The sequence below is a fragment of the Rhizobium sp. BT-226 genome (assembly GCF_025847085.2).
GTDB classification, from domain to species: Bacteria; Pseudomonadota; Alphaproteobacteria; order Rhizobiales; family Rhizobiaceae; genus Rhizobium; species Rhizobium sophorae.
In genome coordinates this window covers 1,759,926-1,774,472 of the sequence record NZ_JAOYTI010000001.1, presented here as the reverse complement: position 1 = coordinate 1,774,472, position 14,547 = coordinate 1,759,926, and the positions used below count along the sequence as shown (strand labels likewise).

The window sequence follows — 14,547 nt, the reverse complement described above, 5'->3', positions numbered from 1 at the left end:
GGGAAGATTGTGAGCAAAGTTATCAGTGAATCCAAGCGCTCCCTTAATCGGCATGTTGCCGTTGTCGGTGTGTTGTCGATAGCCCTCGTTTGCGGCATTGGCGGTTGGGCGGCGACGACAGAGCTTTCGAGCGCTGTCATCGGTGAGGGCGTGATCGTCGTCGACGGCGATGTCAAGAAGGTCCAGCACCTGACAGGTGGTATCGTGTCGGAATTGCTGGTTTCCGAAAACGACCATGTGACGGCAGGGCAGGTGCTGATACGGCTCGATGGGACAACGACGAGAGCGAATCTCTCGATTGTCGAAAGCACCCTAGCTCAGCTTTATGCGCGCCGCGCCCGTCTGAAGGCGGAACGAATCGGGGCCGATTCGTTCGAGGTCGAGGAAAACATCAGGGATCTGACATCCAGCACCTCCGCCGAGAAGCTTCTTGATGGCGAGCAAAAATTGTTCGACAGCCGCAGGACGGCACTTATCGGAATGAAGAGCCAGTTGGCATCGCGCAAGGATCAACTGGGCGAGCAGGTAAAGGGATTGGTCGTTCAGATCAATGCCACCAACGATGCCTTGGCCTTGATCGAACAGGAGCTTGAGGGCATTGATACGCTCTACAAGAAGGGGCTCGTCACGCTTCAGCGTTTGAACACGCTCAAGCGCGCCCGCGCCGATCTCCAGGGCAACAGCGGCCAGGAGATCGCAGCTAAGGCAGAAGCCGAGGGCAAGGCAATCGAGATCGATCGCCAGTCGATCCAGCTGGATGAGGATCGTCGTTCGGAGATTGCAAAGGACCTCACCGACGTCGAGGCGCAGATCGCCGAATATGAAGAGCGCCGCGGAACCGCACTCGATCAGCTGCACCGTCTTGACATTACCGCACCGTTGACTGGGCGAGTTCACGAACTTTCGGTTCACACCGTCAACGGTGTCATTGATCCTGGTCAGACGTTGATGCTCGTCGTTCCCGAAAATAACGAGCTTACGGTCGAGGCGAAAGTCGCCACCCGCGATATTGACCAGGTTCACGTTGGCCAGTCCGTCGACGTGCGTTTCAGCGCTTTCGATCAACGCACGACGCCTGATGTGAGCGGGGAGATTACCTCGATCGCGCCCGATATCGTCAAGGACGAGCGCACGGGCATCAGCTACTATCCATTGCGCGTCAAGCCGAAAGCTGAGAGCATCGCCAAATTGAAGACAATAAAACTCTATCCCGGCATGCCGGCGGAGGTCTTCATCAAGATCGGCGATCGGACCGTGATATCCTATCTGACGAAGCCGCTGACCGATCAGATGCAGCACGTATTTCGCCAGGAGTGATTGGCGGCTGTTTCGCGTCATTAGGAGCACCGACGTTTCGAAGCAGCCGTTGTCACCCGCCAGGATGAGATTGGATGACCTCGGCTTGCTCGAACAGGCATGAGCGTCCATTTCACGAAATTGTCTCAAGTCTGCTGCAAGGTCTTCTCATGATATGTTTGCAGCTTTGGCAAGCGTTGCCGACTGAGAGGCGACCGGCTTATGGACTGGTTCTGTTTTTGGCGTGTCTGGTGATGCTTTCAGCGGTCAAAAACGGCTATGCCGATAGTCCTCAGCCGCTGAAAATAGTGGCCTTCGGAACATCCTTGACGGCCCGCGGAGGATGGCAGCCCGCTCTCGAGACAGAGCTTGCAGCCTGCCTGCAGAAGCCAGTGAAGGTCGAGAGCGTGGCAAAAAGCGGCGAAACGTCACGATGGGCTCTGACCCAGATTGATCGCGTCGTTGCCGAGCAGCCGGATATCATCCTGATTGAGCTCTACGCCAATGATGCGACATTGCATCGGTTCGTTTCGCTTGCGCAAAGCCGAAAGAATATCGGCGACATCCTCGACCAGCTCCGGCAGCGCCTGCCGCAAGCGCGGATCATCGTCATGGGCATGAATCCGTTTTCGGGACTACGTGGGCTGATCCGCCCCTTTGTCGACAGCTACATCTCGGCACATCAGGCGGAGGCGCAAAAACGTGGTCTGGAGTTTGTCGACCACCGGCCCAACTGGGAGCGTCTGACGCCGGATGATCTGGCCACGGCAATTCCTGATGGCGTGCATCCTCTGCCCGACATAGCCTCCAAAATCATCGCGCCTGAGCTCGTTAAACGTATCGCCGGCAACAATTGCGGAGAATGAAAATTCGCTCGTAAGCGTCAGAGTCTATGATGGCTCTCAGGGTCAGACTGTCGCAATATAGTTTTTCAGGTAGGTGACCAGTGAAGCCCGACCGGCTTCCGACGAATCTTCGTGAGATGGGCTATCCAGCTCTTCGAGCAGATAGTTCCGGAGATCGTCATCGGTGTGCGCGACATAGATGCCTGGCCGGCCCACGAGCTGGCTCACCGTGGCGAGCTGATGATCGTTTCGGTGCTCGCCGAGAGCCGCCTGCCGGGGAACGAGAATGATCGGCTTCCCAAAACGCTTGGCCGTAAGCACAGTGCCAATTCCCGCATGAGAGACGATGACACTTGCATCGCGAAAGACGTTATCAAAGTCTTTGGGCTCGATATTCTTGATCCATTTCATATTCTGTGGCGTGTAGGTGCCCTTGCCGATCTGCGCCAGAACAGGTTTCGACAGTTCGTTTGCGAAGGTGTCGACAGCCTTGACGAGGCGATCGAATGGCAGCTGCGTTCCGACGGTGACAAGGATCAAAGGACAGCTCCTGCGTAATGGGGGCCATCCGGCCTCGACAGATGTTGCCATTGCGTCAGCCAGAGTGTCGCAATATGGCCGGCCAGTTTACCCGATAGAGACAGCTTCTCGACATTGGCGACGCTATCGATCCAGATCGTCCGCTTGCCCGTCAATTTGCCGGCCAGCAGGCAAAAAAGCCCGGGTGCGGCACCGGTCGAGATGATGACGTCGGGCCTGTGCTTGATGACGATGGCGAAGGCGGTGAAAAAGCACCGGATCGACATGGTAATCGAGTCGCGACTGCAATCGGGTAGGACTAGTCCGCCCCGAATGTCGTATTTTGCAAGCAGTCCAGGGATGGTCGTTGCAAAGACGATATCGCAGCCCTCGAATGCGCCGCGCATGGCCATCAGCTGTTCCCAGTGGCCGCCTCCTGACGAGGCAGCGAGAACCTTCAATTTTTTCTCAGCCATAGACAGGCATCTCCTATATTTGACCGATGGATAAGGGCGAAAAACCGTTTTGTTCGAACAGCGGTGGTGTCACGATAGTTCAGCGGAAGTGTAGCATTTTTGGCCCGGTTGGTTGAAGCCGTGAAGTTTATAAACCGGCAATTACGCATGATGTTTTCGTCTGAAACAGAATAACGGCCAAATCTCAGTGAGCGGCATTGGGTTTGTATTCCTGGTATGCATGTCCGAGAATCCCGTTAACCATGCCCGCGCCGCGCAGAACATGGGTGAGGGCACGCATGCCCCAATAGGGTGAAATCAGGATCGCCGGCAGCATGACTAGCCCAAGCATGATTCTCGTGGCGCCATAGGCCGCTCGGTAGATCCGGCGCTTCAGGTTGCCGTGCAGGACCTCGCTGACTGCGAAGGTATTGCCGAGCCGGTATTGTCTTTGCAACACCCATTTCCAGGTCATCCGGTTCGCAGGCACGATATCGTAGACGAGTGCCTTGTCAGCCCAGAAAACCTGCATACCACGGCGGATGGCCTGGTTGAAGAAGAGGTAGTCCGTGCCCCCGGTGAATCGCATCTTCTCTTCAAAACGCAGGTTCCAGGAGCGGATCAGGGGATAGTCGAACATGACATTGTTCGAGGCTGCATAGGAAATACGTTGACCGTCGGTGTTCTTCTTACGCTCGAACACTCTTGCCTTGATGAAATATTCCGGTGGGTTTTCCGGATAGACCGGTTGGACGGGACCGTAGACGCAATCGGCACGGTTTTTCTCCCGGGTCTCCAGCATCGCATCCAGCCAGCCGTCGACCGGCCATTCGTCATCGTCGAGAAAGCAGAAGAGGTCAGTGCCTGGAGGTGCCGAATCCAGTGCACGATTGCGTGCAAAGGGTATGCCCTGGTTTTGTTCGATGACGTAGATCAGGTCGTAGGCGCCTGTCTGGCCAAAGCCCTCCACCGTGGCCTTTGCGCTGCCAGCCGCATCATTGTCCACGATCACCATGGTGAGATGATAGGGACGGTCCGGATGCCGGATCTGGCGGGTCATGACGTCAAGCAGCTTGGCGATCCCGTCCAGACGCCGATAAGTCAGCACACCGACGGCGATGTTCAACGGCGAAGCAGCTGCCTGATCGGCGCCGGCGGATGAATGCGGAAAAGTCTCTTGCTGATTCATGACTGTCCTCTCCGCAGCATATTTCCTAAACGCTTGCGCGCCGCCATCAAGGCGACTTCGGTCGCGGCGGCATCGCCGAACGGGCCGCCGGCTACGGTATTGCGAGCTTCGCTCCTCAGCTTCAGGAGCGATGTCGTTTCGGCAATGCCACCGGCTACAAGGCTCTTGCCGAGCGCATGCAGCCCATCATAGCGACGTGCCAGTTCCAATCCTGTCGCGATCATGATCCGCGGGCGCAGTGTTTTTGCCCTGCTTGTGCCCGTGTAGCGGTTCGAGGCATGAATGCGTTGAAAGGTCAGCGGTGTTTCGACGATGGCGCCGCGACCCAGATAGGCGGCTGCAAACTTGATGTAATTGTCGCTGAGGACGACGTCTTTCGCGACAGACATTGGCAGGATCTGGGACAGCAGCTCGCGGCGGAAGCTCAAGCCGGAGGTCGGCACCGGAAGCGAGGGAAAGCCGCCTTTGCGGAGCGTATCCCGCTTGTCGAACAGCGTCACCTGCAGCTCCGCGGGAGGCTGGTCGTCTTCATTGGTCGTCACGCGGTCGAAGCACCAGTCGATCTCGTTGCGATCGTAGATCTCGGCGATGCGCGCGAGTTTGCCGGGCAGAAACGCATCATCGGCATCGAGGAGAAAAAGGATATCGCCGCCTGCGGCCGCAAAACCGGCATTGAAGCTCGATGCCTGGCCGCCATTTTCCTTCAATACGGTCAGGATCCGCTCGCCATAGGAAGCAAGAATCTCTTGGGAATCATCGGTGGAGCCATCGTCGACCACGATCACCTCGAAGTCGGGATAGACCTGGGACAGAACACTGTCGATGCATGGGCGCAAATACTGGCCGTAATTGAAATTGTTGATAAGCACCGATAATTTCAATGCACGACCTCCTGCGCTAGTCGACCAGAATGATTTACTGCCGGTGCGTATCGGCGAAGTCCGGCGCGGTAGCCACGCATGTAATAGTACTTCCAGATAGCCCAGAATCGCTTCTTTGATCGCGGCAACGGATAAAGGAGGGCTGCCCGAACCGCCCAGTTGGCGCTCTCGATCCAGGTTCTTAAGGGGATTCCCCCCATCCTTATACCTCTTGGAATGTCCTCGGCGAAGAGCGCTGGCATTCCATAGCCAAGACGTTCCCCACGCTTCTGTACCCAAGCCTCTGTCACGCTAGAGGCTGGAATCCAATGATGAACAATGGCCTCGGCGCACCGATAGGTTTTCACGCCGCTTCGGGACAGGCGGCTGACAATTTCCGTATCCTCTCCCATCGCGAAAAGACCTCCTGGAAGCGGCCCGATATCTTCGCGGAATCGAACATTGCTGCCAAGCAATTCGCGACGCACGGTCGTGTTCGGACCCCAAATTTTTGTCGGGTCGCATGGGCCACTGGATTCCTGGTCGGATATGGCGAAGGTTGATCCCATGGGAATCCAGTCCAACAGCGGATCCCCATGGGGATAATGCTCCCAATTTGGAAGAATTCGGCCGCCGATAACGCCGAAATCCGGGTTCGCCTCCGCGCATGCAGCGATCGAACTCAACCAGTGCGCATCTGCCTCGACGTCGTCGTCCGTAAAAACGATCAGCGCTCCTCGAGCTATCGCAAGAGCTGCGTTCATAGCTCCTGATTTGCCTGGGCGGGTATGATTAACAACAACAATTGGAAGCTTCTTTGCATATTGATCGAGAAGCTCCTGTGTTCCGTCTTTACTGTTGTTGTTGACGGCAATCAGTTCCCATTGTTCGACTGGAAGGTTTTGCCCCAACATCGAATCCATCATCTGTTGAAGCCGTCTGCTGGCGCCGTTGAAGGACGAAAAGATGACACTAATTCTCGGATCCGTCATCAAACCCACTCGCCTCCTGACGTGCGAAAATCCTGCCCGCTGCCTCCGCAGCTGGAGCACTTCCTGTCGATGCCGCGGTTTAGTACTTTTGTCATTTGGCACCGACCTGAGAGTAGATCGTTTTATTCATGGTAGATCGCTGCTTGAGAAATTGGCGCAGGATCCCCTGTCTCACCGACTGCGCCCAGAGCAATTTGAAGCGAACGCCGCTTGGCGGAAATCTCTTGACGACGACGCTGGCTGGCACCATCAGAAGCCATCTCAAGGCGCTAGCGATGGGCAGACCACCAATTTTCGTTTTTCTGTCGAAGAGGTCCGGCCGAACGATAACCAAGCCCATGCCATAACGCTCGCCGCGCCGCAAAACCCAGCCTTCGTTCACATAGCCCTTCCTGACAATGTGCCGAACCCCGGGATGCCGCGAGTGAAAAGCCTTGGCTCCATTCTTCTCCAACCTGAGAGCGAAAGCAGTGTCCTCACCCATGGGGAACTGAGCGACAGTGGCATCGGGGCCGAGGCCGTCGTGAACGATATAGCTGGATCCTAAAATGGAACGACGGAAGGCCGAATTCGGCCCCGATATCAATGCCGCTGAAATCGGCCCCTCGGGTAGACCGCCATTTAGCGCATAAAGAATCCCCAGATGCCCATGCTTGACTAACCACGGTGCAGGCCTTTCCTCCCATTCGGGCGTGATTAAGCCGCCGAATATGGCAAACTGTGGCTGCTCATCTGCCAAGGTGAGAAACTGCTCGATCCAATCCGGAGCGGGAATGACGTCGTCATCGGTTAAAATGACGAGTTCGCCCTCCAGATGGCGGAAGCCCAAAGTCAATGCGTACTGCTTACCTTGTTTTGGCTCAAAATAAAGTTCCAGCGGAAGCCGCTCCTTATAAGAATTCAAGACTGCTGCAGTGTCGTCGCTGCTGTTGTTGTCGACCGCAACGATTTTCCATTCTTCCTTCGGTAGGGTTGAAGCGCACAGTGCGTCAAGCATCGTTGGCAGAGTCTTCTCGCCGTTATAAGTTGAGAACAGTATTGTAACCTTGACTTTGCTCATGTGATGCTCCGGACCTCATTTCGGCCGGGTCGCTTCCCTGTGCGATTCGGGTCACGCCTTTACCGATGTCTTGGACCTGCGATAGAACGCTGTCGATGCGTGGGCGCAAATACTGCCATAAATTTTTGATGAGTACCGAGAGTTTCAAATTACTGCCTCCTATGCAATCGATTACTGCGTCATCGTCTGAGAAACGTATCGGCGAATTCCGGCGCGATAGCCACGCATGTAATAATATTTCCAGATCGCCCAGAAACGTTTCTTCGATCGCGGCAGGAGATAAAGCATTGCTGCCCGGAAGGCCCATTGTGCGCTCTCGATCCAGGTCGGAAGCGGAACTCCGCTTAACCTCACCCCCCCAGGCACCTCGTCGGGAAAGAGCGCCGGCATGCCGTAGCCAAGCCGCTCGCCTCTTTTCTGCACCCAATCCTCCGTCACGCTCGATGCCGGAATCCAATGATGGACCACGGCCTCGGCGCATCGATAGGACTTGGCGCCATTGGCCGCCAGGCGAATGATGATTTCCGCATCTTCACCCATGGCAAAAATCTTTCCGGGAAGAGGACCGATATCTTCGCGGTAGCGCACGCTTGTTCCGAGCAGCTCTCGCCGGACGATCGTATTCGGGCCCCAGACTTTCGTCGGGTCGCACGGTCCGCTTTGGGTGTCATCGACTATCGCAAAGGTGGATCCCATCGGAATCCATTCGATAAACCTGTCTTTTGGTTCTTTCTCCCATTCAGGGACGATTCTGCCGCCGAAGACGCCATAACTCGGATGGGTTCCGGCGCAGTCGACGATCGCTTTCAGCCAGTTCGGTTCGGCACGAACATCGTCGTCCGTAAAGACGACGAGATCCCCCTTCACCCGATCCAAGGCCATATTCAGCGCGCCGGACTTTCCCGGCTTGCGCTGTTGCAGGATGGTGATGGGAAGCTTGTCGCTATAGGTTTCCAAAAGATCAAACGTGCCGTCATTGCTATTGTTGTCGACGGCTATCAGTTCCCACCGATCATGGGGAAGCTCCTGGCGCACCAAGGAATCTAAAGTATGGCGCAGCCGGCGGCTGGCGCCATTGTAGGATGAAAAGAGCACGCTGACCAATAGATCCGACATCAGTTATCAACCCTCTTGGTGAAGTCGAAAGAGAAACGTTTCATATTTTGACTGCCTGTGCGATGTTCGAATGGGATCGGCGCTTACGCGGAGTTCGACCGCGTCTTACCGAAAAACTCGCGCCTGTGACCCTCGCCGACCATCCTCAGCTTACGAAGATTGCGCAACCACCGCCGCGGTTTGGTGAGTACGCCGCGGTTCAGGAAATACTGTCGCAGCAGGCTCGGTGCCTGACTATGCGATCCCCCGTGGGCGACCCGATAGACCGCCCCGCGAAAGGGAAGCTTCGTGAGCGGCGCTCCCCGTTGCGCAAGAATATCCGCTATGCGGACATGGCTGCCCAGCATCGACTTGATCCAGTCGAGCGAAGCATCCTCAAAGCGTTGCGGCAGTTCGTAGAGATCGGCACGAATGATCAATGAGGTGCCGCAGAGATGGCTGAAATCGTCGTGGCCAAACAGGAAGTTGCCGCCATCGTCCCAGATATAACCATGGTCGATCGTCCATCCGTTGGCGTCAGGATTTTCGGACACGTGTTGAACGATTCGCGAACTGACGAAATCGTCGTCATCGACAATCATGAAGAAGCGACTGTCGGTGGCGTTCAGCATGCCACTCAGAACGCGACGGCCTTTGTCTGCCCGGAAGGCATCAAGGAAGTCTTCCTTGCTGCCCTTCCCGAGCTCATGCAGGTCGTTGGGCGGAAAGGTGACACGCACGGCGGAGAATTTCTCCGGCAAGTCGGGCAGGTCGGCCCCTTCGTTTGCGACGATGATTCCGCGCCAGTCCCCATTGGTCTGGTTGGAAATAGAGGCCACGGTCTGGGTCAGATTTGCCTTCAGCCTGTTCCAGTCGCGGGCATTGTCCTGATGTCGGACCGGGATAATGAAGGTGACAAGTGGCATCGAAGGACCCCCTTAAGCCCGCAAGCTCACAGCTTCTTTTTGATCGACACGCCCCTTGGCCGCCTGACCACGCGCCCACTCGATTCCGTCCTCGAGCGAGGTTGCTTTATATGAAAGGTCGGTTCCGCCGGAGAATGCATTCATGAAGCGGCGGATCTTTCCATAGCTGTTGTCCAGTACGGCATGCGGGCGGCCGAGCAGCAGCGAGCAGATATGGACGTGTAGGCGATCGGTCACGATTGCGCGGGCACGCGAAATCTGGCTGATGCCGCGCTCGAAGCGGTTGTGTGCCGCAGCGTCCAGCCTGCGCAAGGCAACTTCGCTCGGCTTCAACGCGAGATAAGCCGAAGCTACCCCCAACTTCTTGGCGATATCCACCTTCCGTTTCGACTCGGTAATCCAGTCTTCCACAGGAATATCGGAAGGAATCTTGCGATCGGTGCCGCCAACCCGTTCCGCGTCCTCGCGCAACATGGCGAGGACGGGAATCTGTGTCGCCCTTTCCGGAAGCGGGCCGATGGCAAAAGCCATATCGGGGCATAGTCGTACGGTGCAGTCGAAGTGCTTCTCGGAAAACTCCTTCGATTCTTCATCGCGCACGAGCAGCACGAAATTCTTGTGGCGCCCGATTGCCCGTTTGGATTGCTCGATGCGCTCAGGCGAACTGTAGTGGATCGACTGCGGGAACTGGATGATCTGCCGATCCGGGAAACGCTCCATGATGGCTTCACGGAAATCCTGGTGGGCAACCCAGATATCGCCGAAATTGCCGCCGCCGTGAATGAAGATCGGGCCGGTCGGTACCCGCCGGTTCAGTTCGTCGGCGGAGAAGTCGTACAGCCTGGAAACATAGTCCGGGCGCTTGCCGAAGCGATCCTTGAGATAAGCCATCTCCCCCAACCAAATTGCCGAGTCGCCGCAATTGCGGATGTCGGGAAAGTCGAGAATCGCAAGCGGTTCGTCGCGCGAGACATAGTCCTTCAGGCAATCATGGATCATGCCATTAAGTTTTGCGATCAGCTCCGATCTGGATTGGCTGGTCATTCTGCCTCTCTTGTTGATGTTCGTTTAGCTTCAGGCCGACTTGGGTACGGCAATACGTTTTGCTTTTGACAGGAACTTGACAATAATGCGGTGAACTTCGGTTTCCGGGCCGTCCGGCTTCTTCATCGCAAGCCAAAGAACAAAGCTCGATCCGACATAGATGATGCCGCCGGTGATAACCAGAACGGCGAGATGAAGGGCTAAGTGCAGCTTGTCGGTGGGCATGCTGAGAATATTCGACAATCCCCAGACGCCGGCGGCCATCAAGGCGACGCTGGCAAGCGCGCGGAAGTTGGCCGCGAGCTGCTGGAAGAATGGCAGGTTGATCAAGCGCTTGACGAGAAGCATGTTGACCACGGTGGAAATCAGGCCCGTCAACACACGTGCATAAACGACGCCCGGAAGCCCGGCCATCATGAGACCAGCGATGATGATGGGAACGCGAACCACCAGCATCTGCGAGTCGCGGATAAACAGCATCTTGGTATGACCTTTTGCCATACCCAGCGGCTGGACAAGCGAACCCAGCGTCTGCAGGGCAAAGACCGATGCGAGCGCCTGCACGATGAAGATCGCAGGAACCCACTTCTCTCCCAAGGCAAGCCGCATCATCGGATCAGCCACAACAGCCATGCCGATTCCCGCCGGAAGCGCCACCGCCGCCAGGAGCGCCTGTGCGCGCTGATAGGCCGCGATCAGCCGGACCGGGTCGTTGCGGACTTTGGAAAAGCCCGGATAAATCGTCTGGTTCAACGGCGCTGTGGCCTCGCGCGTCGGCAGCGTCGAAAGCGTGTTGCCGACAGTATAATGGCCAAGCTGCGTGGCGCCCAGCATCTTGCCGATCAGCAGATATTCGATCCGCCAGTTCAGCGTGTTGACAATCTGCCCTGCCGTTAGCCAGAGCGAGAAGGAAAACAGTTCACGTGCATGCCGGAAGGTTATTCGCGGCCAGAACGGCAGAACGGTGTAGGAAACGATGATATTGGTCACTTGATAGGCGAGGGTGCCTATAACGAGAGCCCAATAGCTCTGGTAGATCGCGGCAATTGCCACCGTCACCACGAAGCCGACTAGCTTTTGCGAAACGTTGAGTACGAACTCCTGCCAGAAGATCAGATCGCGCTGGAGCATGACACGTCGCGGATTGGCCAGACCGCTCAAGAGCAGGCTGAAACTCAAGGCAAGCATGACGCTCGTCAGCCGAGGCTCGTTATAGAATTCGGCGATCGGATAGGACGCGGCGGCAAACAACAGTGCCAATACCGCGCTTCTCGTCACGTTCAAGGTCCAGACCGCGCTGAAGTGAGTTTCGCTGGGCGACTCGTGGCGAATAAGTGCCTGATTGAGCGAGAGTTCGGTCACCGAACTCAAGATGATCTGGATCGTCGTTGCAATGGCGACGAGACCAAAATCAGCCGGCACGAGATACCAGGCGAGCACAAAGGTGCTGAGTGCTGAAAGCCCGTTGACGATGGCTCGGGACAGACTCAGCCATATGCTGCCCTGAATCAGTCGATCTGTAACACTGCTCATGGGCGAACGGCTCCTGAGGTCGACGACATCGACCATCCAAGCGGGTTGCGCGCCCATCCCGAATGCTTCTCCCTCTGGCAGGAGCAAAGGGTGTCGATGGAGTTGGAAAGCATCATGCCTTGTTGCCTCGTCACGGGGTCTGCGACATTAAAGGGCGCCTGCCGTTTTCGTGGAAAAATCTTGCTTCAGCCGGCTCAGCTCGACCAGCATTTTCTCGTGCGCTCTTACGATAGCCTCGTCGGTGCTGAGCTGTCCCGGCTTTTCAGCCACCCGCTGCAGCGTCTTGATGGTCGAGCCGAAGACATAGTTGCCGGTCAGTTGCCGGATGCGGCGGTGACGGAACGTTATGTTCTTCAACAGGTAGGTGTTTTTTCGCACCAGCGACGCGCCTGCTTCAACGAGGTTGGACGGGCCGATCGGATCGAAATCGATCTCCAGATCGAGCGCACTCGCCCAATCATACCACTTAGCCCGATTGCCCGGCGCGATCGGCCGGATCGCCCGCCAGGGAACGCGCAGCGCATCTGATATAATGCAGCCATGCATCGCCTCGGAGACGACCTTATGCGATGCGCTGATTTCGGTCAGAACCTTTTCCACCGACCAGCGGGGATCGATATAGTGAATGCCGGCGAGATCGCAGACTTTATCCCAGCTGCCGTACATGGCGCTTTCATAGTGCGGCATGAAGGAGACGGGATAACGCTTCTCGATGCTTTTTGCATCCCAGCAACTGCGCGTGAGGATGCCCGAATCGCCGATGGCGTAGCTCGGATCGATGCCGAGCACCTCGGCGGTCTTCTTTCCGCGCACGAAATAGAAGGTCCAGTTGCCGTCGACTTTCGGCGGGTTGGTGTAGCCGCCATAACCCGAGCCGAAGACGATCTTCTGCATGTTCGGGTCGAAATTGTCGTAGAGAATCGAGCCGATGCCGAGAAAGAGCTGGCTTTCGTCGTCGTCGAAGAAGCCGGGCAGCAGACGCTCCCAAAGCCAATGATTCAGTTCGTCGCCAAAATTCTCGTGTTTCCCCCGGTAGGCAAACATCTTCATCGTGCTTCTCCAGTCGGCAAGTGCGTCACGATCTGCGAGACCGTTTCGTCTTCGCGGGCCATGCGTCCGTAACGCGAAATGATCTTGATGTCGCTGCGGATTATCTTTGCCGGATTGCCCGCCACGAGCGAGCGTGGCGGCACGCTCTTGGTCACCACCGAACCCGAGCCGATGACGCATTCGTCACCGATTTCGACGCCGGGCAAAATGATGCTGCGGGCGCCGATGAAACAGCGTTTGCCGATCCTTGTGTGAAGATAGAGCCCGCGTGTGAGGTCGTGGGTCAGAATCGCAGCCTCAAAGGCGACGTAAGTTTCCGCGCCAATATGCAATCCCTTCGGGTTGGTCTTGTCGAAACGCACGCTCAAGGAAAAGCTCGCCGTCGGATCGATGTCCATTCCCCAGAACTTCGTATAGTAGAGCCATTTGGCCCTCACAAATCCGTTCCGAAGCGGCCGAAATACGTTCAGTCCCCACTTCGGCTTTTTTCCTGTCTGCACCATCAAGTCCGACCCCGGCTGGAAAATTCGTCTAGCACGGAACTGTAATAGTCCTCGAGCATCCCCGTTTGGCGACGTAAGTCGAAACGCTCGGCCACCAGAAGCGGTGCCCGCGCGCTAAAGGCTGTCCACAGGGCCTGGTCGTTGAGCAGCCTTCCGACCGCCTCCGCCATTCCCGCGACATCCCGCTCCTCCACGAGATAACCAGTTTTCCCCTCTTCGATCGCTTCGCCCACGCCTCCCGAGCGAAATGCGACAACCGGAGTTCCGACGGCTTCCGCCTCGAGATTGGCGAGGCCGAAAGCTTCGGCATGACCATTATCGAGGGTCACGCTTCCGTGGAGATAAAGCTCAGCACTGGCGAGCAGATCCCTTATCTCCGTCTGCGACAGATTTTCATGGATCGTAACGCTTGGCAAGGAACGACGTGCCAGTGCTTCGATTTCCTCCTTCAAGGGACCCTGGCCGACCATGACGAATTCGACCGGAGTGCCGGCAGCCGCCACGCGCGCTAGCGCATCGATCATGAAACGATGGCCCTTGTAGTCGACGAAGCGGGCAATTGAAACCACCAATCCTTTTTTTCGGGGACGGGGTTCCATTTTGAAGAGATCGAGATCGATGCCGATATGATGGCGAAAGACCCGGTCGGCGCGAAAGCCGAGCGCCAGCAGCCGGTCACGGATGAAATCGGAAACGGCGATATTCCAGCTGTTCCAGCCGGCCATTTCGCTCCGGCCTTTGGCGAAGAAGCGCACCTGATTGAAGCCGCCCGGCTTTTTGGGATCGCCGCCATAGGTGGCGTCGAAGCCGTGGAACGTCGTGACGAGCGGTTTGCCGGCGGCGCGTGCCAAGGGGCCGATGACATACCCGTTCTTGCCAAAATGGGCGTGAATGAGATCGGCTTTGCCGATCGCGGGAAAGAGGAAGGGAAGGCCGATCTGCGGGATTTTCAGCAGCAGTTCACCGGCCCGTGCAACAGGCGACCGACGGATGTCATGAACCGGAACAGTGGATTTTTTTGTATGGGCCGAAGAAATTCGCGAGCCGGCAAGAATTTCAGCTTCGAAAGAACGAAACGCTACCGCCTGGTTGAGAACAAATGCCTGGCTGGCAGGCAAAAATTTTTCCACATAAATAACGGCTTTTTTCATGAATCTGTTCGCGTCTCCGTTGTCTTGTG

General features: G+C 56.6%; 15 protein-coding genes. 2 read left to right on the top strand and 13 right to left on the bottom strand.

From position 1 onward, the window contains the following. The first annotated feature begins 9 nt into the window (after positions 1 to 9). Both OIU37_RS08995 and OIU37_RS08990 read left to right on the top strand, forming a co-directional pair. A complete protein-coding gene (locus OIU37_RS08995; protein ID WP_168309367.1) occupies positions 10 to 1,317 on the top strand; it encodes an HlyD family type I secretion periplasmic adaptor subunit in 1,308 nt (435 codons plus the stop codon). Between the two features lie 149 nt (positions 1,318 to 1,466). Then, positions 1,467 to 2,162 carry an SGNH/GDSL hydrolase family protein gene (locus tag OIU37_RS08990; protein ID WP_264257464.1) on the top strand — a complete coding sequence of 232 codons (696 nt, stop codon included), beginning with the start codon at positions 1,467 to 1,469 and terminating at the stop codon, positions 2,160 to 2,162. A 42-nt stretch (positions 2,163 to 2,204) separates the two neighbouring features. On the opposite strand, the gene OIU37_RS08985 is transcribed toward OIU37_RS08990, so the two are convergent. From OIU37_RS08985 to OIU37_RS08925, 13 genes are all read right to left on the bottom strand, one after another. Beyond that, complete coding sequence (locus OIU37_RS08985; protein WP_168309368.1) at positions 2,205 to 2,681, bottom strand: glycosyltransferase; 477 nt, start codon at positions 2,679 to 2,681, stop codon at positions 2,205 to 2,207. Beyond that, positions 2,678 to 3,136 (bottom strand): glucuronosyltransferase, encoded by a 459-nt coding sequence (locus OIU37_RS08980; protein WP_180694393.1) that lies wholly within the window; start codon positions 3,134 to 3,136, stop codon positions 2,678 to 2,680. The genes OIU37_RS08985 and OIU37_RS08980 overlap by 4 nt, the downstream gene beginning before the upstream one ends. A 184-nt stretch (positions 3,137 to 3,320) precedes the next feature. Then, complete coding sequence (locus OIU37_RS08975) at positions 3,321 to 4,304, bottom strand: glycosyltransferase family 2 protein (protein ID WP_180694394.1); 984 nt, start codon at positions 4,302 to 4,304, stop codon at positions 3,321 to 3,323. After that, entirely contained in the window at positions 4,301 to 5,185 is an 885-nt protein-coding gene (locus OIU37_RS08970; protein ID WP_168309371.1) for a glycosyltransferase family 2 protein, read from the bottom strand. Before OIU37_RS08970 ends, OIU37_RS08975 begins: the two co-directional genes overlap by 4 nt. After that, complete coding sequence (locus tag OIU37_RS08965) at positions 5,182 to 6,156, bottom strand: glycosyltransferase family 2 protein (RefSeq protein WP_168314268.1); 975 nt, start codon at positions 6,154 to 6,156, stop codon at positions 5,182 to 5,184. The genes OIU37_RS08970 and OIU37_RS08965 overlap by 4 nt, the downstream gene beginning before the upstream one ends. A gap of 91 nt (positions 6,157 to 6,247) precedes the next feature. Then, positions 6,248 to 7,216 carry a glycosyltransferase gene (locus OIU37_RS08960; RefSeq protein ID WP_264257149.1) on the bottom strand — a complete coding sequence of 323 codons (969 nt, stop codon included), beginning with the start codon at positions 7,214 to 7,216 and terminating at the stop codon, positions 6,248 to 6,250. A 171-nt stretch (positions 7,217 to 7,387) separates the two neighbouring features. Continuing rightward, on the bottom strand, positions 7,388 to 8,332 hold the full coding sequence (locus OIU37_RS08955) for a glycosyltransferase family 2 protein (protein ID WP_168309374.1): 945 nt from the start codon (positions 8,330 to 8,332) through the stop codon (positions 7,388 to 7,390). 83 nt (positions 8,333 to 8,415) lie between these two features. Further along, entirely contained in the window at positions 8,416 to 9,237 is an 822-nt protein-coding gene (locus OIU37_RS08950; protein ID WP_180694396.1) for a galactosyl transferase, read from the bottom strand. Between the two features lie 12 nt (positions 9,238 to 9,249). Further along, a complete protein-coding gene (locus OIU37_RS08945; protein ID WP_168309376.1) occupies positions 9,250 to 10,281 on the bottom strand; it encodes a polysaccharide pyruvyl transferase family protein in 1,032 nt (343 codons plus the stop codon). Positions 10,282 to 10,311: 30 nt separating this feature from the next. Then, positions 10,312 to 11,814 (bottom strand): lipopolysaccharide biosynthesis protein, encoded by a 1,503-nt coding sequence (locus OIU37_RS08940; RefSeq protein ID WP_180695419.1) that lies wholly within the window; start codon positions 11,812 to 11,814, stop codon positions 10,312 to 10,314. A gap of 147 nt (positions 11,815 to 11,961) precedes the next feature. Then, positions 11,962 to 12,864: an exopolysaccharide glucosyl ketal-pyruvate-transferase gene (pssM, locus tag OIU37_RS08935; RefSeq protein WP_168309378.1), complete on the bottom strand. Its 903-nt coding sequence runs from the start codon at positions 12,862 to 12,864 to the stop codon at positions 11,962 to 11,964. Continuing rightward, the gene (locus OIU37_RS08930; RefSeq protein ID WP_168309481.1) at positions 12,861 to 13,367 is read right to left on the bottom strand and encodes a DapH/DapD/GlmU-related protein; all 507 of its coding nucleotides are present in this window, start codon (positions 13,365 to 13,367) and stop codon (positions 12,861 to 12,863) included. The genes pssM and OIU37_RS08930 overlap by 4 nt, the downstream gene beginning before the upstream one ends. After that, the gene (locus tag OIU37_RS08925; RefSeq protein ID WP_168309379.1) at positions 13,367 to 14,518 is read right to left on the bottom strand and encodes a glycosyltransferase; all 1,152 of its coding nucleotides are present in this window, start codon (positions 14,516 to 14,518) and stop codon (positions 13,367 to 13,369) included. The genes OIU37_RS08930 and OIU37_RS08925 overlap by 1 nt, the downstream gene beginning before the upstream one ends. Between the last annotated feature and the right edge of the window lie 29 nt (positions 14,519 to 14,547).

Excerpts from the sequence above, each read along its gene's own strand:
- OIU37_RS08990 (WP_264257464.1), top strand. The coding sequence starts at position 1,467 with ATGATATGTTTGCAGCTTTGGCAAGCGTTGCCGACTGAGAGGCGACCG.
- OIU37_RS08980 (WP_180694393.1), bottom strand. The coding sequence starts at position 3,136 with ATGGCTGAGAAAAAATTGAAGGTTCTCGCTGCCTCGTCAGGAGGCGGC.
- OIU37_RS08975 (WP_180694394.1), bottom strand. The coding sequence starts at position 4,304 with ATGAATCAGCAAGAGACTTTTCCGCATTCATCCGCCGGCGCCGATCAG.
- OIU37_RS08965 (WP_168314268.1), bottom strand. The coding sequence starts at position 6,156 with ATGACGGATCCGAGAATTAGTGTCATCTTTTCGTCCTTCAACGGCGCC.
- OIU37_RS08960 (WP_264257149.1), bottom strand. The coding sequence starts at position 7,216 with ATGAGCAAAGTCAAGGTTACAATACTGTTCTCAACTTATAACGGCGAG.
- OIU37_RS08955 (WP_168309374.1), bottom strand. The coding sequence starts at position 8,332 with ATGTCGGATCTATTGGTCAGCGTGCTCTTTTCATCCTACAATGGCGCC.
- OIU37_RS08950 (WP_180694396.1), bottom strand. The coding sequence starts at position 9,237 with ATGCCACTTGTCACCTTCATTATCCCGGTCCGACATCAGGACAATGCC.
- OIU37_RS08945 (WP_168309376.1), bottom strand. The coding sequence starts at position 10,281 with ATGACCAGCCAATCCAGATCGGAGCTGATCGCAAAACTTAATGGCATG.
- OIU37_RS08940 (WP_180695419.1), bottom strand. The coding sequence starts at position 11,814 with ATGAGCAGTGTTACAGATCGACTGATTCAGGGCAGCATATGGCTGAGT.
- pssM (WP_168309378.1), bottom strand. The coding sequence starts at position 12,864 with ATGAAGATGTTTGCCTACCGGGGGAAACACGAGAATTTTGGCGACGAA.
- OIU37_RS08930 (WP_168309481.1), bottom strand. The coding sequence starts at position 13,367 with ATGGTGCAGACAGGAAAAAAGCCGAAGTGGGGACTGAACGTATTTCGG.
- OIU37_RS08925 (WP_168309379.1), bottom strand. The coding sequence starts at position 14,518 with ATGAAAAAAGCCGTTATTTATGTGGAAAAATTTTTGCCTGCCAGCCAG.